Below are 18,415 nucleotides of genomic sequence, written 5' to 3' on the forward strand. Positions count from 1 at the left end.
GTCCATCGAACCGGGGCCCGTACCTCGATGTCCGTGCACAGCCATACGGCAGCTCAAGACCCGGCTGCTCTTCCTGAGTTCCCGCGCCACGTGGTGACGGCGGTCCTCGTCTCCCACGACGGTGCCCGCTGGCTGCCCGACGCGCTCGCCGGACTGCTCGGCCAGGAGCGCCCGGTGCAGTACGCGGTGGCGGCCGACACCGGCAGTGCGGACGACTCCGCGCAGCTGGTCACCGAGGCCCTCGGCGAGGGCAGCGTCCTGCACCTCGCCCGCCGTACCGGCTTCGGCCAGGCCGTCGAGGAGGCGAGCCGTACCGCGCCCGTCCTCACCCTGGACGACCTGCCGTACCTCAAGCGCCCCAGCGGCTGGGACCCCGTCACCCGCTCCTGGCGCGACGACGCGTACGACATGCCCGAGCTGCCGTACGGCGAGCCGGTCCAGTGGCTGTGGCTGCTGCACGACGACTGCGCCCCCGAACCCGACGCCCTCGCCCAGCTGCTCCGGGTCGTCGAGAACGAACGCGAACTCGGCCGCGACGACGTCGCCGTCGTCGGCCCCAAGCTCCGCGGCTGGTACGACCGACGGCAGCTGCTCGAGGTCGGCGTCTCCATCGCCAACTCCGGCCGCCGCTGGACGGGCCTGGACCGCCGCGAACAGGATCAGGGACAGCACGACCACGTCCGCGACGTCCTGTCCGTCTCCACCGCCGGCATGCTCATCCGCCGCGACGTCTTCGAACAGCTCGGCGGCTTCGACCGCCGGCTGCCCCTGATGCGTGACGACGTCGACCTGTGCTGGCGCGCCCACACGGCCGGCCACCGTGTCCTCGTCGCCCCCGACGCGGTCGTACGGCACGCCGAGGCCGCCTCCCGCGAGCGCCGCACCGTCGACTGCGCGGGCCGCACCGCCGCCTCCCCGCACAAGGTCGACAAGGCGGGCGCGATCTACACCCTCCTCGTCAACACCCGTGGGGCCGTGCTGCCCTGGGTGCTGCTGCGGCTCGTCCTCGGCACCCTCCTGCGCACCCTCGCCTACCTCGTCGGCAAGGTCCCCGGCCAGGCCGTCGACGAGATCCGCGGTCTGCTGGGCACCCTGCTGCGGCCCGAGCGGATCCTCGCCGGCCGGCGCCGCCGCGGACGCTCGCAGATCGACAAGGACGAACTGCGCCAGCTCTTCCCGCCGCCCGGCGCGACCATCCGCGCCACCGTGGAACAGATCGCGGGCAACTTCTCCGACGGCACCGACAGCGACACCTCCTCGGCGGGCCGGCACGGCGGCGCCGTGGAGTCGGGACCCGGCGGCGACGACGCCGAGTTCCTGGAGATCGAGCAGTTCGCCCGGCTCAAGCGCATCGCCCGCAAGCCCGGCCCGGTGCTCTTCCTGGCCCTGCTGACGATCTCCCTCGTCGCCTGCCGCGCCCTGCTCGGCGGCGGCGCGCTCGCGGGCGGCGCCATGCTGCCCGCCCCGGCCGACGCCAGCGAGCTGTGGTCCCGCTACGTCTCCGCCTGGCACCCGGTCGGGGCCGGCGGTACCCCGTCCGCGCCGCCCTACCTCGCCGTCGTCGCGACCCTCGCCACGATCCTCTTCGGCTCCACCGGCCTCGCCGTCACCGTCCTGCTGGTCTGCTCGGTGCCGCTGGCCGGCCTGACCGCCTACTTCGCCTCCCGGCCCCTCGTCGGCTCCCGCCTGCTGCGCGCCTGGGCCGCGATCGCCTACGCCTTCCTGCCCGCCGCCACCGGCGCCCTGGCCGGCGGCCGCATCGGCACCGCCGTGCTGGCCGTGTTCCTGCCGCTCATCGCGCGCGCGGGCATCGCCGCGAGCGGCCTCGCGAGCCGTTCCGGCGCACGCGGCAGCTGGCGCGCCACCTGGGCGTACGCGCTGCTGCTGACCATCACCACCGCGTTCACGCCGATCGTCTGGCCCATCGCGCTGGTCCTCGGCATCGGCCTGCTCGCCGTGCGCCGCTCCGACCTCGTCGCGCACGGGCTGCGCCTCCTCGCCCAGCTCGGCACCCCGCTGCTGGTCCTCGCCCCCTGGTCGCTGACCCTGCTCCCGTTCGGCTTCTTCAAGGAAGCCGGCCTGGAGTACGGCTCCTCGTCCGCCTCGGCCACGGACCTGCTCGGAGCCAGCCCCGGCGGCCCCGGCACCGTGCACGGCCTGATGCTCGTCGGCATCGTCCTCGCCGCGCTGGCCGCACTCCTGCGCTCCGAGCGGCAGCTGGGCATCCGGACGGGCTGGGCCGTCGCCCTGGTGGGCCTTGTCTTCGCCGTCCTGTCCAACCACTCCACCTGGGCCGGACCGGCCACCCTGGTCTACGGCATCGCCCTGCTGTCCGCCGCCGCGCTGGGCGCCGAGGGGGCACGCGCGCGCGTGGCCGAGCAGAGCTTCGGCTGGCGCCAGCCCGTCGCCGCCCTGATCGCCTTCGCCTCGGCCGCCGGTCCGCTGCTGGTCGCCGCCGGCTGGATGATCGGCGGCGCCGACGGCCCGCTGGAGCGCCGCGACCCGGTCCAGGTCCCCGCGTTCGTCGCCGAGGACGCCATCACCCGCGACCAGGCCCGGACCCTGATCCTCGACAGCGACTCCACCGCGCACGTGCGCTACACCCTGGTGCGTGGCTCCGGCGCCCGTATGGGAGACGCCGAACTCGCGGCCGCCGACGGGGAGAACCCGAAGCTCGACAAGATCGTCGCCAACCTCGTCGCCGGTTCCGGCGCCGACCAGGCCGGCCAGCTCGGCGGCTTCGCCGTGCGCTACGTCCTCGTCCACAAGGGCGCGCCCCGCGAGGTCACCCGCGTCCTGGACGCCACGCCCGGCCTGAGCCGACTCAGCCAGCAGAACGGCAGCGCCCTGTGGCGCGTCGACGAGCAGGTCTCCCGCGCCACCATCGTGCCCGCGGGCGGCTCCGGCACCGCCCAGCCCGTCGCCGCCGGACCGGTGGAGATCCACACCACGGTCCCGTCCGGCTCGGGCAGCCGCGTGCTGCGCCTGGCCGACGCGGCCGCCGACGGCTGGACGGCCACCCTGGACGGCAGGCCGCTCGCCCGGACCACCCTCGACGGCTGGGCCCAGGGCTTCGAGCTGCCCGCCGACGGCGGCAGGCTGGACGTCACCTACGACGCCCCGGTCACCCACACCGCCTGGCTGTGGGCCCAGGGCCTGCTCTCGCTCGTCCTCGTCGTCCTCGCCCTGCCCGGCCGCCGCCGCGACATCGACGACGACCTCCCCGAGGAGCAGCCGCTGCCCGCCCAGGCCACCGCCGGCGAGGGCCGCCGCGCCCGCCGGCTGCGCGCCCAGGCCGAGGAACAGGCCGGCCTCGAAGAGGCAGGCCCCGAACGGCAGGCCCCCGGCAGCGTGCCGCCTCCGGAGGAGGCCCCGGCCGCCGCGGTCCCGCAGCAGCAGCCGTACGGCGACTGGGACCCCGCCTCCTACCCGGGCGCCGGTCACCTCGGCTACGGCGACGGCCAGTACCAGGACCAGTACCAGGCGGCCGGCTACGACCAGCAGGCGTACCAGCACGACCCCTACCAGTCCGGCACGTACGACCCCTATGCCTACGGCGGTACGGCCGAGCAGATGCCGTACGACCCTGCGTCCTACCCCCAGGGCTACGACCCGGCGCAGCAGCCCTACGGCAACGGCAGCGAGCGACCCGACGGGAGCCAGCAGTGAACCGCACGACCCTGTCCCTGATCGCCGGCGCGACCGCGCTGGCCGCCGTCACCGGGTTCGCCGCACTCGACACGCCCGCGGCGTCCGGCGCGAGCTCCGCCAAGGCGGCCGCCGAGCTGCCCGTGGAACGCACCGGCCTGCTGTGCCCGGCGCCGAGCACCTCCGACCTCGCCGACACGTCGTACACGTCGTTCACGCCCGCCACCCGGGGCACCGGCAGCGGAGGCAAGGCCGAACTCCGAGCGGCGACCGAGCAGTCGGCGGACGGCACGGACATCTCCGGCAAGGGCACGGGCTCCTCCGCGAAGGGCAAAGGCACCGCGAAGGGTGCGGACAAGCCGGTCCTGACCCCGAAGGACCCTGGTACACCCGCCACCGGCGACGCCTCCGGCGCCGACGCGCCCGCCCTCGTCGGCACCGCCGACGGAAAGTTCGCGCCCGGCTGGACCGTCCAGGAGACCACCGAGGTCGCCGCCGGCACCGGACGCGGCCTCCTGGGCATCACCTGCACGCCCGCCGACACCGAGTTCTGGTTCCCGGGCGCGAGCACGGCCGCCGACCGCACCGACTACGTGCACCTCACCAACCCCGACGACTCCGCCGCCGTCGCCGACATCGAGCTGTACGGCAAGGACGGCGTGATCAAGTCCTCGTCCCCCGACGGCTTCACGATCCCGCCCCACTCCAGTAAGCCGATCCTGCTCTCCACGCTCACCGACCAGCGGCAGTCCGACCTGACCGTGCACGTCAACGTGCGCGGCGGGCGGGTCGGCGCGGCCGTGCAGGCCCTGGACGACAAGGCGGGCGGCGACTGGCTGGCCGCTTCCGCCGATCCGGCCGGCAGCCTGGTCCTGCCCGGCATCCCGAAGGACGCGACCGACGTCCGCCTGATCGCCTTCGCACCCGGCGACGCCGACGCCGATCTCAAGGTCCGGCTGGCCTCTCCCAGCGGCCAGTTCACCCCGGCCGGCCACGAGACCCTCCACGTCAAGGGCGGCATGACCACCGCGATCGACCTCGGTGACGTCACGCGCGGCGAGGCCGGCTCCCTGATCCTCACCCCCACCGACCAGTCCGTCCCCCTGGTGGCCGCCCTCCGTGTGGTCCGGGGCAAGGGGGACAACCAGGAGACGGCCTACATCCCCGCGACCGCCCCCGTCGGGCGGCGCGCCACTTCGGCCGACAACAGCGCCAAGGGCTCCACCCTGTCCCTCACCGCCCCGACGGCCACCACCCAGGTGAAGATCACCGCCTCGGCGGGCAGCGAGGGCGGCAGTCCCGTGACGAAGACCTACACGATCAAGTCCGGCACCACGCAGGACATCCCCGCCCCCGTCCCCTCCGGCCTCAAGGGCACGTACGCCCTCACCCTGGAACCCCTCTCCGGCGGCCCCCTCTACGCATCCCGCACCCTCACCGCCACCGAGTCAGGAGTCCCGGCCTTCACCATCCAGACTCTGCCGACGGACCGGGGTCTGGTGGCGGTGCCAGAGGCGGACGAGGACTTGTCGGTGCTGCAGAAGTAGACAGAGGCGGACGAAAACCGGCAGGGCCAGACAGAAGCCGGCAGATTTAGGGGCCGACGGCGTCCGGCCTGTTCACGGTGGCTGCCCGCAGTTCGTCGGTGGCTGCGGGCAGTCGGCGTTCTCCGGGCGCGAAGGGCGCCTGGGGGCGCGGGCCCCGGGCCCCTCGGCCACGCACCGAGCGACGGCAACTCCCCGCCGGGCTCGGCCTATTCCTCCCCGTACCGGGGATCCACGGTCTCCGGAGTGAGCCCCAAAAGCTCCGCCACCTGCTCGACCACGACCTCGTGGACCAGTGCGGCCCGCTCGTCCCGCCCCTTGGTCCGGATCTCCACCGGCCGCCGGTACACCACCACTCGTGCCCGTCGTCCCTCCTGCGCGGGAACCACCCCGCCCAGCGGCACCGGCTCGTCGCTCCACGCCTCCGCGCCCTGCCCCTTCGGCCGGGGCACGTCGAGCACGAGGAAATCGATGTCGGCCAGCTGCGGCCACCGCCGCTCGAGACGCTCCACGGAGTCCTGCACCAGATCCGCGAACACCTCGGCCCTGCTCGCCGCCAACGGCACCTGCGGCGGCGCGATGGGCCCTCGCATGCCCCTTCCATGGCGATCACGGCGGCGAGGCCCGGGGGCGGCGGCACGGGGCGGTACACGGTTGTCCATCACCGAAGAAGCCTAGTCCCCGCAGGCTCTGCCCGCCCGGCCCCACGCGGCAGCCACGGGCCCATCGTGCGCCGGTCGCGTCCCCGCCCCCGGTTCGCCGGCCACCGACCCTCTGTCGCCGGATGACCGTTCCGGCCAAGGTCTGGCTCGTTTCCGTAACCTTCCAAGACCAGTGAACTCAAGGCAATTGACGGTGTTTGTGCTGACTCATGACCGGATGCAGGCTCGCCCGAGATTCGGAATGAACGTGTCCTCGCAGGTCAGAGAGGTATGTTCGGAACCCTATGTGGGGCGTCTCACAGTACGACACGGTGGAGTGACCTGGTGGAGAGTCGTCGCGGCCCGCTCAAGAGTGCGGTACCGTCCAACGTCGTGAGCCTTGTACGTCGCTGTTCGCGCACCGCCTGCGGCCGACCCGCCGTCGCGACGCTGACGTACGTCTACGCCGACTCGACCGCGGTCCTCGGTCCGCTCGCCACCTACGCCGAACCCCACTGCTACGACCTCTGCGCGGAGCACTCCGAGCGCCTCACCGCCCCGCGCGGCTGGGAGGTCGTCCGCCTCCTCGACGGCTCCGCTCCCGCGCGGCCCAGCGGTGACGACCTGGAAGCGCTCGCCAACGCGGTGCGCGAGGCGGCCCGTCCGCAGGAGCGTGCGGCCGAGGCGGGCGGCGGAGCACGTACCGCGGACCCCATGGAGGTCGCCCGCCGCGGCCATCTCCGGGTCCTGCGCTCCCCGGACAACTGACCCGGCCGACCCCACCCCATCGGGCGACCCACTTCACCCCACCGGGCGACAAGTGAGCGCGTGCCCCACGTCACCTGCATGACGGCGGGAGGCGAACCTGTGCGTCCTCCCGGTGTCCGCACACCCGGCCCTTACCCCCGACGGGTAGTTTGTGGGCACCCATAGGACTTTCAGGAGGGTTGGCCGTGGCTGCTGATCTGTCGCAGATCGTGAAGGCGTACGACGTGCGCGGAGTGGTCCCGGACCAGTGGGACGAGTCACTGGCCGAGCTCTTCGGTGCCGCCTTCGCCGAGGTGACGGGTGCGGCGGCGATCGTCGTCGGCCACGACATGCGCCCCTCGTCCCCGGGGCTGTCCCGTGCCTTCGCGCGCGGCGCGGCTAATCGCGGCGTGGACGTCACCGGGATCGGCCTGTGCTCGACGGACCAGCTGTACTACGCCTCGGGCGCCCTGAACCTCCCCGGCGCGATGTTCACCGCCTCCCACAACCCGGCGCAGTACAACGGCATCAAGATGTGCCGCGCGGGCGCCGCCCCCGTCGGCCAGGACACGGGCCTCGCGCAGATCCGTGAACTGGTCGAGGGCTGGCTGGAGTCGGGCGCTCCGGAACCCGCCGCCGCGCCGGGAACCCTCAGCACGCGGGACACGTTGGACGACTACGCGGCGCACCTGCGCTCCCTCGTCGACCTGACCGCCATCCGCCCCCTGAAGGTCGTGGTCGACGCCGGCAACGGCATGGGCGGCCACACGGTCCCCTCGGTCTTCGCCGGCCTGCCCCTGACCCTCGTCCCCATGTACTTCGAGCTGGACGGCACCTTCCCGAACCACGAGGCCAACCCGCTCGACCCGGCCAACCTCGTGGACCTGCAGAAGCGGGTCCCCGCGGAGAGCGCCGACCTCGGCATCGCCTTCGACGGCGACGCCGACCGCTGCTTCGTCGTGGACGAGAACGGCGACCCGGTCTCCCCGTCGGCCGTCACCGCCCTGGTCGCCGCGCGCGAACTGGCCCGACACGGCGGCGCGGGCACGGTGATCCACAACCTGATCACGTCCCGCACGGTGCCCGAGGTGGTGAAGGAGAACGGCGGCACCCCGGTCCGCACCCGCGTCGGCCACTCCTTCATCAAGGCCGAGATGGCCCGCTCCGGCGCGATCTTCGGCGGCGAGCACTCCGCCCACTACTACTTCAAGGACTTCTGGAACGCCGACACGGGCATGCTGGCCGCCCTGCACGTCCTCGCGGCCCTCGGCGGCCAGGAGGGCCCCCTGTCCGCCCTCACCGCCCAGTACGACCGCTACGCCGGCTCCGGCGAGATCAATTCCACCGTCGCCGACCAGGCCGCCCGCCTCGCCGCGGTCCGCGCCGCCTACGAGGGCCGCCCCGGCATCACCCTCGACGACCTCGACGGCCTCACCGTCTCCGCCGCCGACTGGTGGTTCAACGTCCGCCCCTCCAACACGGAGCCCCTCCTCCGCCTCAACGCGGAGGCGAAGGACGAGCCCACGATGACCAAGATTCGCGACGAGGCGCTGGCCATCATCCGGGCCTGACGCACCGAGCGCGACCGGAAGGGGCGGCGAGAGCGGGGGCCAGGGGGCGCAGAGCCCCCTCTGGCGGCCCGCGACCGGCCGAACCCTCCGGCACGGCCCGGCCAGCGGTACGCTGACCAGCACATCCGTAAACGTCGTATCCGCGCCCGAAGGGACACCCCATGCCGCTCGAAGCCGGCCTCCTGGAGATCCTCGCCTGCCCGGCCTGCCACGCCCCCCTCAAGGAGCAGGACACCGAGCTGATCTGCACCGGTCAGGACTGCGGCCTCGCCTACCCCGTCCGCGACGGCATCCCGGTTCTGCTCGTCGACGAGGCCCGCCGCCCCGCCTGAGCGCACCCGCGCCGGACCACCCGGCGCGGGACCCGACAGGCGTAGGACCAGCAGGCACAGGACCACCAGGCGTAACGCGCCGGCGCACCCTCGTCCGGCGTCCCCCCGCCCGCCGTAGCACCGCCCCCGAAGAAGCCGGCCACAGCGCCGCCTCCGAAGGGGGACGCCGCGACGGCGAGGCGCACCCGCGCTCGACCCCATCGGGACCCGGCCGACGAGGCCCCGGCGATCGGAGGCTGCCGCCCATGCTCGACGAATCGCTCCTCGACACCCCGGAGGGCCTCGCCGAGGCCGACCGCCGAGGCCTCCTGCGCGGCGCCGCCGAAGCCGGCGCCCGCGTCCGCACGGCCGCCCGGCACGCCACCGAGGCCGGCGTCGGCGACCTGAAGCCCGACGGCCGTCCCCGCGCCGTCCTCATCGCCGGCCCCGGAGCCGCCGCCATCCACACCGCCGACCTGCTCGGCACCCTGGCCGGCCCCGGCAGCCCCGTCATCCGGCTGGCGCCCACCGGCGTCGCCCCGGCCGCCGGCGCCCTGCGCTGGGAACTTCCGGGCTGGGCCGGTTCCGTGGACCTGCTGTTGATCGCCACCCCGGACGGCACCGAACCCAGCCTCGGCATCCTCGCCGAGCAGGCCTACCGCCGCGGCTGCACCGTCGCCGCCGTGGCCCCGGCCGGCACCCCCCTCACCGAGGCGGTGACCGGCGCCCACGGCCTTTTCGTACCGATGGCGACGACACCGTACGACCAGGAAGAACCCGTCGCCGCGTCCTCCCCGGGCGTCTTCTGGGCCCTGTTCACCCCGCTGGTCGCCCTGCTCGACCGCATCGGTCTGCTCACCGCCGGAGCGGACGCCCTGGAGAAGGTCGCCGACCGTCTGGACCACGTCGCCGAGCGCTGCGGTCCCGCCATCGCGACCTACAGCAACCCGGCCAAGACCCTCGCCGCCGAACTCGCCGACGCGCTCCCCGTCGTCTGGACGGAAGGCACTTCGGCGGGCCCCGCAGGCCGCCGCTTCGCCGACGCCCTCGCCGAACTCGCCGGCCGTCCCACCCTGGTCGCCGAACTCCCCGAGGCGCTCGCCGCGCACAGCGCCCTGCTGGCCGGCCCCCTCGCGGCCAGCGCCGACCCCGACGACTTCTTCCGCGACCGCGTGGAGGAGACGCCCGCGCTGCACGCGCGCGTGGTGCTGCTGCGCGACCGCCCGATCGGCGGCCTCACCGCCGCTCCCGCCGCCCGCGACCTGGCCCTCAGCCACGACACACCGATCAGCGAACTCGAACCGGAGGAGGGCGGCGAACTGGAGACCCTCGCGGAACTGATCGCCGTCACAGATTTCGCCGCCGTTTACCTCGCGCTCGCTTCGAGGGCCTGATCTGGACCCTGACGCCCCGGCATTCCGCCGGGGTGCTCCCTGGCAGCCGTACACCTGGCGAACCGGCGTCGTACGCAGAGAGAACGGGCAGAGAGAAGCAGATGGACCGCCTCGACAACACCGTCCGCCCCTACGCGTGGGGTTCCCCCACCGCCATCCCGCACCTCCTGGGCGTTGAGCCGACCGGCGAGCCGCAGGCGGAGATGTGGATGGGCGCGCACCCGGGCGCACCCTCGCGCACCGCGCGCGGGACGCTCGTCGAGGTCATCGACGCCGACCCCAAGCGTGAACTGGGCGAGCGGACGGTGGCGAAGTTCGGTCCGCGACTGCCGTTCCTGCTCAAGGTCCTCGCCGCCGGCGCCCCGCTCTCCCTCCAGGTGCACCCCAACCTGGAGCAGGCCAAGGAGGGCTACGAGGACGAGGAGCGGCGCGGCATCCCCGTCGACGCCCCGCACCGTAACTACAAGGACGCCAACCACAAGCCCGAACTGGTCTGCGCGCTCACCGAGTTCGACGGACTGTGCGGCTTCCGCGACCCGCTCCAGGCCGCCGGCCTGCTGGACGGCCTCGGCGTCGACTCCCTCAAGCCGTACGTCGACCTCCTGCACGCCCACCCCGAGGACGCGGCCCTGCGCGAGGTCCTCACCGCGATCCTCACCGCCGACCGGGAGGAGATGGCCCACACGGTCGCCGAGGCCACCGCCGCCTGCACCCGCCTGGGCGGCGACTACGCCCCGTACGCCGACCTGGCCCACCACTACCCGGGCGACCCCGGCGTCATCGCGGCCATGCTGCTCAACCACGTCCGTCTGCAGCCCGGCGAGGCCCTGTTCCTCGGCGCCGGCATCCCGCACGCCTACCTGAACGGCCTCGGCGTTGAGATCATGGCCAACTCCGACAACGTGCTGCGCTGCGGCCTGACTCCCAAGCACGTCGACGTCCCCGAACTCCTGCGCATCGTCCGCTTCGAGGCCGGCGACCCGGGCGTGCTGCGCCCCGAGGCCGCCCCGGACGGCGAGGAGGTCTACGAGACCCCGATCGACGAGTTCCGGCTCTCCCGGTACGTCCTCTCCGAGGGCGGCGCCGCCCACGACCTCACCCTGGGCACTCCGCAGATCCTGCTCTGCACGGCCGGGGCCGTCCGCGCCGGCGAGGAGGAACTCCTCCCCGGCCGGTCGGTGTTCGTCCCGGCGGGGGAGCGGGCCGAGGTGTCCGGCGCGGGCACGGTCTTCCGCGCCACCGTGATCGCGTGACCGGCGCTGCGCTCAACCGCGTTGTGAACATATGACCGGGACTGTGGATACCTGACGCGCCGCAGTGCCGGCGGGCTGCAAGAATGGCCCACCGGCAAAGTCCGGGCAAAGCCGGGCTCACGCCTGGACGGCGTAGACGTACGACGGTGAAGGGACAACGCGGACACATGAGCGCGTCAGGCGGTACCAAGGCGATCGTGGCGGCACTCGGCGCCAACCTCGCGATCGCGGCATCGAAGTTCGTGGCGTTCGCGTTCAGCGGCTCCTCCTCGATGCTCGCCGAGGGCGTGCACTCGCTCGCCGACTCCGGAAACCAGTTCCTGCTGCTGATCGGCGGCAAGAAGGCCCAGCGCGAGGCGACTCCGCAACACCCCTTCGGCTACGGCCGCGAGCGGTACATCTACGCCTTCCTCGTCTCCATCGTCCTCTTCTCCATCGGTGGCATGTTCGCCATCTACGAGGGCTACGAGAAGATCCGCCACCCGCACGAGGTGGAGAACTGGTACTGGCCGGTGGGCGTCCTCATCTTCGCGATCATCGCCGAGGGCTTCTCCTTCCGCACCGCGATAAAGGAGTCCAACGAACTGCGCGGCGCCCTGTCCTGGGCGCAGTTCATCCGCCGTGCCAAGGCGCCCGAGCTGCCGGTCGTCCTCCTGGAGGACTTCGGCGCGCTCATCGGTCTCGTCCTCGCCCTCGGCGGCGTCGGCATCGCCCTGCTCACCGGCGACGGCACCTGGGACGGCATCGGCACCGTCTGCATCGGTGTCCTGCTCGTCCTGATCGCCCTCGTCCTGGCCGCCGAGACCAAGTCCCTGCTGCTCGGCGAGGCCGCCGGCCTGGAGGACGTCAAGAAGATCGAGGCCGCGATCGTCGACGGCGACACGGTCACCCGCGTCATCCACATGCGCACCCTGCACCTCGGACCCGAGGAGCTGCTCGTCGCCGCCAAGATCGCCGTCCAGCACGACGACACGGCCGCCGAGGTCGCCGAGGCCATCAACGCGGCCGAGGCCCGCATCCGCGCCGCCGTCCCGATCGCCCGCGCGATCTACCTGGAACCGGACATCTACAGCGAGGCCGAGGCCGCCAAGGGCCCGGACCCGGAGGCCACCCCGGGCGGCCCGACCCCGCACGCCACGGGGCACTGAGTCCCGTCACGACGTCCCGTCACGACGTTCCGTGACGACCATGGGGCCCGCCGGACATTCCGGCGGGCCCCATGCGCTGGTATCGCCCTCAGACGGGCTGCACCGGCCAGGGCGGGGGCGGCGGCACGAGCGCCCGAGCCCGGCGCCGCACCGCCCAGGCCCCGATCCCCAGACCGATGCCGACCAGCACCATGACGGCGCCGAAGACCAACCCCGCAACGATCAGCCCGGGAACCACCGGACCGTCCATCACCCGACCCCGGACGGCACCCACCGGGAGCGTCCCGCCCTGCTCGGAGAGGAAGGCACGCGAGTCACGGGCGGCCGCCCGATGGTCACCCAGCAGGAACAGCCGCCCCCGCGGAACCTTCACGTCGTACGTCTGGTGCGCCCCGTCGGCGTCGCCTTGGCTCACATACGGCTCATCGAGGGGCTTCCCGTTCACGGTGACCTGCTGCCGCGACCCCACGGTCGTGCAGCACGCCACGTGATCGCCGCCCACCCCGATGACACGCTCCAGGACGACGACCCCGGGCCCGTACCGCTCCGGCGCCGAGAACACGACCACGTCACCGCGTCGCACCTCGCTCCCGTCGACACGCTCCCAGAAGAACCGGTCACCCGGCTCGTACGTCGGCGTCATGCTCTCGCTCGAGACGACGGAGCCTCCGTAGGCATCCTTTCCGTAGGCGAAGGAGCCAACTCCCAGCACCGTCCCCAGCAGCCCCACCACGAGAGCGGCGACCCCCAATCCCCGTCCTGCGCCCACTGTTGCGTCCTCCCCGTACGGCGTCCGTGCTGCAGCACTGTGGCGCGGACAATAGCGGGACTCCACGAACCGCCCGCACGGCAGGGGGAGCCCCGGGCACCGCTCGCGTCCGCCCGAACGGCCCGATGTGATCGCAGGCGGGCTGGGGGTGACCGCGTCCCGCGGTGTAGCTTGGGACGGAGCCAGACGTCGCTGCTGATGGCGGTCGGGCGGTCCCGCAGCGGACCGACCGAGGGAGAGAGGGCCTCCGACGGACTGCGCTGCGCGTACGTGGGCATGCCTGTGTCCTCTTTCTCGGGCACCCCTGTGTCCGCAGCCGCGCAGACCAGCCGTACCCACCTCGACCCACTTCCGAGGAGCAGCTCGCAATGACGACTGTCGACAACCGACAGGACTTCAAGGTCGCCGACCTCTCCCTGGCCGAGTTCGGCCGCAAGGAGATCACTCTCGCCGAGCACGAGATGCCGGGCCTGATGGCGATCCGCAAGGAGTACGCCGAGGCCCAGCCCCTCGCCGGCGCCCGCGTCACCGGCTCCCTGCACATGACCGTGCAGACCGCCGTCCTCATCGAGACCCTGGTCGCCCTCGGCGCCCGGGTCCGCTGGGCCTCCTGCAACATCTTCTCCACCCAGGACCACGCGGCCGCCGCCATCGCCGTCGGCCCGAACGGCACGCCCGACAACCCGCAGGGCATCCCGGTCTTCGCCTGGAAGGGCGAGACCCTGGAGGAGTACTGGTGGTGCACCGAGCAGGCGCTGACCTGGCCGGACACCCCCACCGGCGGCCCCAACATGATCCTGGACGACGGCGGTGACGCCACCCTCCTCGTCCACAAGGGCGTCGAGTACGAGAAGGACGGCAAGGTCCCCGGCCTGGAGACCGCCGAGTCCGACGAGCACCGCGTCATCCTCGAACTCCTGCACCGCACCATCACGGACGGCTCGCAGAAGTGGACCCAGCTCTCCTCCGAGATCCGCGGTGTCACCGAGGAGACCACCACCGGCGTCCACCGCCTGTACGAGATGCAGCGCGACGGCGTCCTCCTCTTCCCGGCGATCAACGTCAACGACGCCGTCACCAAGTCGAAGTTCGACAACAAGTACGGCTGCCGCCACTCCCTGATCGACGGCATCAACCGCGCCACCGACGTCCTGATCGGCGGCAAGACCGTCGTCGTCTGCGGCTACGGCGACGTGGGCAAGGGCTGCGCGGAGTCCCTGCGCGGCCAGGGCGCCCGAGTGATCGTCACCGAGATCGACCCGATCTGCGCCCTCCAGGCCGCGATGGACGGCTACCAGGTCACGACCCTCGACGAGGTCGTCGACAAGGCCGACATCTTCATCACCACGACCGGCAACAAGGACATCATCATGGCCGCGGACATGGCCAAGATGAAGCACCAGGCCATCGTCGGCAACATCGGCCACTTCGACAACGAGATCGACATGGCCGGCCTCGCCAAGGTCCCCGGCATCGTCAAGGACGAGGTCAAGCCGCAGGTCCACACCTGGACCTTCCCCGACGGCAAGGTGATCATCGTCCTGTCCGAGGGCCGCCTGCTGAACCTGGGCAACGCCACCGGTCACCCGTCATTCGTGATGTCCAACTCCTTCGCGGACCAGACCCTGGCCCAGATCGAGCTGTTCACCAAGCCCGACGAGTACCCGACCGACGTCTACACGCTGCCCAAGCACCTCGACGAGAAGGTCGCCCGCCTCCACCTGGACGCGCTCGGCGTGAAGCTCACCCAGCTGCGCCCCGAGCAGGCCTCGTACATCGGCGTCGAGGTCGACGGCCCGTACAAGCCGGACCACTACCGCTACTGAGTCCCTGACTCCGTAGCCCCGCCCGCCGGGGGAGCACGCCGGTCACCGACGCGCTCCCCGGCAGCAGGTCCACCGGTCCTCCGAGGCAGGCCCCCGCACCCCCGTGCCGGGGGCCTGCCCCTTTGACCGGACCGGCGAACCGGACCCGGACCGTCAGCCCGTAAGACTCCAGGACCTCTCATGCCCCGCGGCCGCTATTCGCTCCACGATCCGCACGATCACACCCCCCTCGCCGAAGAACATTTCCAGTGCGCACCCGGCCCCACCGGCTGGCGCTACGTCTCCCGCCTGACCACTCCCGAGGGCCAGGACCACGGCTCCGTCGACCTCGCCCTGGACGACCTCGGCCGCCCCATCCGCCTCGAACTCCACGCCGGAGGCTGGCAGGTCCGCGGCGCCGCCCTGGAAGGCGTCACCTGGGTCCGTACCGACCCCACCGGAGATCAGGCCACAGAAGGCAATGTGCGCGCCCACGCCTTCACCGGCACATCCCCCGCGTTCCTCGTCGCCACCACGCGTCTCCTACGCCTCACCCCCTCCACCGCCGCGACCCGCGTACGTCTCGTGGCCTTCACGGACCCGGTCCTCGCCCCCCGCACCGTGGACCAGTCCTGGGCTCTGCTGAACAGAGAAACACACGCCACTGACAACGGCCCTCTGACCGTGGACCAGTACCAGGTCACAGCCCTGGACACGGGCGAGCAGCACACCGTGCACATCGTCGGCGACGTCGTCCTGTCCGCTCCCGGCATCGAGCTGGAGGACCTTCAGTCACCCCCGTCGAGGTTCGACTGACGCGCGTCCCGGTCCGACCGGGCGGAGATTTCGACCGGGCGGAGACGCGGACGGGTCGCCACCCGCCCCCGACTCACGCCGGCGGCGCGAAACCGGTGGCCGGACGGTCGGGCGGTGTCTGCTCCGGCCGCGCCGGCACGGGATACGCGGGCGGTGCGGCTGGAGCCTGCGACTGCACCGAAGCCGAAGGCTGGACGTACTGGACCGGCGGGACGTACTGATCCGGCTGAACAGGCTGAGCGTTGCCCTGCGGCCAGGCGGCCTGCGACGGATAAGGAAGCTGAGGGGCGCCGACCGCGGGGGATCGCGGCGCCGGCGAACCCGAGCCCCGGAACGCCTGCCGTGCCTCACGAGCCTGCCGCTCCTGCACCACGGCCGACAGGAAAGCGGCCGGGTGGACGCCCTGCGGCACGGCGGTCCCCGTACGAACCGCGAGATCGGTCGCGAACTGCTGCGCCATACCCAGGGAAACCTGCGGATCGAGCTGATGCATACGCGTCAGGTACTGCCGGACGCCGAGCCACAGCCCGTCCGGAACCGCCGACAGATCCAGCTCGGCGAACCGTCCAGCGAGCCAGGGCGGCGGAGGCGGAGCGAAACCGGTCCGACCCACGGGTATCCGCTCACGCACGACCAGCGTGCCCGCGAACACGTCCCCGAGCCGCCGCCCCCGAGCCGACACGAACGAGGCGATGCAGGCCACCACCCCGAACGTCAGCAGAATCTCGACGACCCCGATCGCACCCCGCACCAGCGCGTGCCGGAACCGGATCGGACCGCCGTCGTCCCGTACGACCCGCAGCCCGAGCGCCAGCTTCCCCAGTGAACGCCCATGGCTGAGCGTCTCCACCGCGATCGGTCCGCCCACCGGCACCAGCAGAAACGTCGCGACCGACACAGCGAGCTGCGCGGCCGAGTCCAGGGACGCGGTAGCGGCCACCAGTGCCGCGGTGACCGCGATGTACACGAACACGATCACGATCAGGTCGAGCAACATGGCCAACGCCCTGCTCGGCAGCTTGGCGGGCTGCAGTTCGAGCGCCACCGCCTCGCCGGTCACCAACTCACTCACGTCCGCCGTCCTTCCCCTGATCTGCCCCGAGAACCGCAAGTCTGCCAAGCTGAGGGCGCATCGCGCCGCAGTACGACAAGCTGAGGGCATCACGAGCATCCACGACGAGCAGTCGACGACCAGCCGAGGAGCAGGCAGACACGATGGACCTGGACGTCTTCGTCTCCGCGCACCGAGCCGAATGGGACCGTCTCGACGCCCTGCTCCGCCGCCAGCGCCGGCTCAACGGCGCCGAAGCCGACGAACTCGTCGCTCTCTACCAGCGCACCGCCACCCATCTCTCCCTCATCCAGTCCAGCGCTCCCGACCCGCAACTGACGGGTTGGCTCAGCCAACTCGTGGCACGCGCGCGTAGCGCCGTCGCGGGAACCCGACGAGCCTCATGGCGCGACGTCACACGCTTCCTCACGCAGGGCTTCCCGGCCGCGGTGTACCGCGCGCGCCACTGGTGGGTGCCCACCGCGCTGATCTCCACGGTCGTCGCGATCCTGCTGGGCTGGTGGATCGGCACCCATCCGGAAGTACAGGCCTCGATCGCGGCCCCCAGCCAGCTCCGCGAGCTGACCCGCCCCGGCGGCGAGTACGAGACCTACTACTCGAGCCATCCCGCCACGTCCTTCGCCGCCCAGGTGTGGACGAACAACGCGAAGGCCGCCGCGATGTGCCTGGTCCTCGGAGTCTTCCTGGGCCTGCCCGTCCTTTGGATCCTCTTCGAGAACATGCTCATCCTGGGCGTCGGCATCGGCCTCATGTCCTCCGCCGGACGCCTCGACACCTTCCTCGGCCTGATACTCCCGCACGGTCTGCTCGAACTGACCGCGGTCTTCGTCGCCGCCGGTACGGGGCTCCGCCTCGGCTGGACCGTCATCGACCCCGGCCCGCGTAGCCGCCGCACCGCGCTCGCGGAAGAGGGCCGCGCCGCCGTGGCCATGGCGATCGGCCTCGCGCTGGTGCTGTTCGTCTCCGGCGCCCTCGAAGGCTTCGTCACCCCGTCCGGCCTGCCCACCTGGGCCCGCATCGCCATCGGAGTCGTGGCGGAGCTGGCCTTCCTGACGTACGTCTACGTCCTCGGCGGCCGGGCGGTACGTGCCGGCGAGACGGGCGACGTCGAGGCATCGGAGCGAAGCGCGACCGTGCCCACCGCCGCCTGATGTGCGAACCACGCCTGTGAGCTGCTAGTCTCCTCTTCGCCCCAGAAACCCGTTGACACGGGTGGATCGGGGAGGTAGATTCAATGAGTTGCCTAGAACTGGACAAGTTCGGGGCTGAACGTTAAAATCTATCTGCTTCACGAAGAAGTCGCGGAAGTGGCTCCGAGAAGCAACCTTCCGATTACTCAGAAATGAGCGGCCGGTCAGACCGGCCAAGAACTTCTGATAAAGTCGGAACCGCCGGAAAGGGAAACGCGAGAGCGAAAACCTGGAAAGCGCCGAGGAAATCGGATCGAGAAAAGATCTGATAGAGTCGGAAACGCAAGATCGAAGGGAAGCCCGGAGGAAAGCCCGAGAGGGTGAGTACAAAGGAAGCGACCGTTCCTTGAGAACTCAACAGCGTGCCAAAAATCAACGCCAGATATGTTGATACCCCGTCCGTCGGAACACTCCGATGGTCGAGGTTCCTTTGAAATAACACAGCGAGGACGCTGTGTGCGAGAGGATCATTCCTCCTCTCGCACCGCTCTCGTGGTGTTCATCCC

General features: G+C 71.9%; 14 protein-coding genes. 11 read left to right on the forward strand and 3 right to left on the reverse strand.

Annotation, left to right across the window (positions count from 1 at the left end; all coding sequences use genetic code 11):
- Positions 1-27: 27 nt before the first annotated feature.
- Both ACWD5D_RS18455 and ACWD5D_RS18460 read left to right on the forward strand, forming a co-directional pair.
- Positions 28-3,669 (forward strand): glycosyltransferase, encoded by a 3,642-nt coding sequence (locus ACWD5D_RS18455; protein WP_451373744.1) that lies wholly within the window; start codon positions 28-30, stop codon positions 3,667-3,669.
- Complete coding sequence (locus ACWD5D_RS18460) at positions 3,666-5,195, forward strand: DUF5719 family protein (protein ID WP_451373745.1); 1,530 nt, start codon at positions 3,666-3,668, stop codon at positions 5,193-5,195. The genes ACWD5D_RS18455 and ACWD5D_RS18460 overlap by 4 nt, the downstream gene beginning before the upstream one ends.
- Before the next feature lie 206 nt (positions 5,196-5,401).
- On the opposite strand, the gene ACWD5D_RS18465 is transcribed toward ACWD5D_RS18460, so the two are convergent.
- Positions 5,402-5,854 carry a metallopeptidase family protein gene (locus tag ACWD5D_RS18465; protein ID WP_451373767.1) on the reverse strand — a complete coding sequence of 151 codons (453 nt, stop codon included), beginning with the start codon at positions 5,852-5,854 and terminating at the stop codon, positions 5,402-5,404.
- Between the two features lie 324 nt (positions 5,855-6,178).
- On the opposite strand from ACWD5D_RS18465, the gene ACWD5D_RS18470 reads away from it, so the two are divergent.
- The 6 genes from ACWD5D_RS18470 to ACWD5D_RS18495 all read left to right on the forward strand — a co-directional run bounded on the left by ACWD5D_RS18470 (position 6,179) and on the right by ACWD5D_RS18495 (position 12,257).
- Complete coding sequence (locus ACWD5D_RS18470; protein ID WP_100570981.1) at positions 6,179-6,601, forward strand: DUF3499 domain-containing protein; 423 nt, start codon at positions 6,179-6,181, stop codon at positions 6,599-6,601.
- 185 nt (positions 6,602-6,786) lie between these two features.
- Entirely contained in the window at positions 6,787-8,151 is a 1,365-nt protein-coding gene (locus ACWD5D_RS18475) for a phosphomannomutase/phosphoglucomutase (protein WP_451373746.1), read from the forward strand.
- A gap of 161 nt (positions 8,152-8,312) precedes the next feature.
- Positions 8,313-8,483 carry a Trm112 family protein gene (locus ACWD5D_RS18480; RefSeq protein WP_007382472.1) on the forward strand — a complete coding sequence of 57 codons (171 nt, stop codon included), beginning with the start codon at positions 8,313-8,315 and terminating at the stop codon, positions 8,481-8,483.
- A 245-nt stretch (positions 8,484-8,728) separates the two neighbouring features.
- Positions 8,729-9,856 (forward strand): SIS domain-containing protein, encoded by a 1,128-nt coding sequence (locus tag ACWD5D_RS18485; protein ID WP_451373747.1) that lies wholly within the window; start codon positions 8,729-8,731, stop codon positions 9,854-9,856.
- 101 nt (positions 9,857-9,957) lie between these two features.
- The gene (gene manA, locus ACWD5D_RS18490) at positions 9,958-11,109 is read left to right on the forward strand and encodes a mannose-6-phosphate isomerase, class I (protein ID WP_451373748.1); all 1,152 of its coding nucleotides are present in this window, start codon (positions 9,958-9,960) and stop codon (positions 11,107-11,109) included.
- Between the two features lie 167 nt (positions 11,110-11,276).
- The gene (locus tag ACWD5D_RS18495) at positions 11,277-12,257 is read left to right on the forward strand and encodes a cation diffusion facilitator family transporter (RefSeq protein WP_451373749.1); all 981 of its coding nucleotides are present in this window, start codon (positions 11,277-11,279) and stop codon (positions 12,255-12,257) included.
- An 88-nt stretch (positions 12,258-12,345) separates the two neighbouring features.
- Here ACWD5D_RS18495 and lepB read toward each other — a convergent pair whose 3' ends face one another.
- A complete protein-coding gene (gene lepB, locus ACWD5D_RS18500; protein ID WP_451373750.1) occupies positions 12,346-13,008 on the reverse strand; it encodes a signal peptidase I in 663 nt (220 codons plus the stop codon).
- Between the two features lie 386 nt (positions 13,009-13,394).
- On the opposite strand from lepB, the gene ahcY reads away from it, so the two are divergent.
- Both ahcY and ACWD5D_RS18510 read left to right on the forward strand, forming a co-directional pair.
- Positions 13,395-14,852 (forward strand): adenosylhomocysteinase, encoded by a 1,458-nt coding sequence (gene ahcY, locus ACWD5D_RS18505; protein ID WP_451373751.1) that lies wholly within the window; start codon positions 13,395-13,397, stop codon positions 14,850-14,852.
- 180 nt (positions 14,853-15,032) lie between these two features.
- Positions 15,033-15,647 carry a hypothetical protein gene (locus tag ACWD5D_RS18510; RefSeq protein WP_451373752.1) on the forward strand — a complete coding sequence of 205 codons (615 nt, stop codon included), beginning with the start codon at positions 15,033-15,035 and terminating at the stop codon, positions 15,645-15,647.
- Between the two features lie 73 nt (positions 15,648-15,720).
- On the opposite strand, the gene ACWD5D_RS18515 is transcribed toward ACWD5D_RS18510, so the two are convergent.
- Complete coding sequence (locus tag ACWD5D_RS18515; protein WP_451373768.1) at positions 15,721-16,719, reverse strand: RDD family protein; 999 nt, start codon at positions 16,717-16,719, stop codon at positions 15,721-15,723.
- Between the two features lie 143 nt (positions 16,720-16,862).
- Here ACWD5D_RS18515 and ACWD5D_RS18520 point away from each other — a divergent pair, with 143 nt between their 5' ends.
- Entirely contained in the window at positions 16,863-17,870 is a 1,008-nt protein-coding gene (locus tag ACWD5D_RS18520) for a stage II sporulation protein M (protein WP_451373753.1), read from the forward strand.
- Positions 17,871-18,415 lie beyond the last annotated feature (545 nt).

The sequence above is a fragment of the Streptomyces sp. NPDC002520 genome (assembly GCF_053595235.1).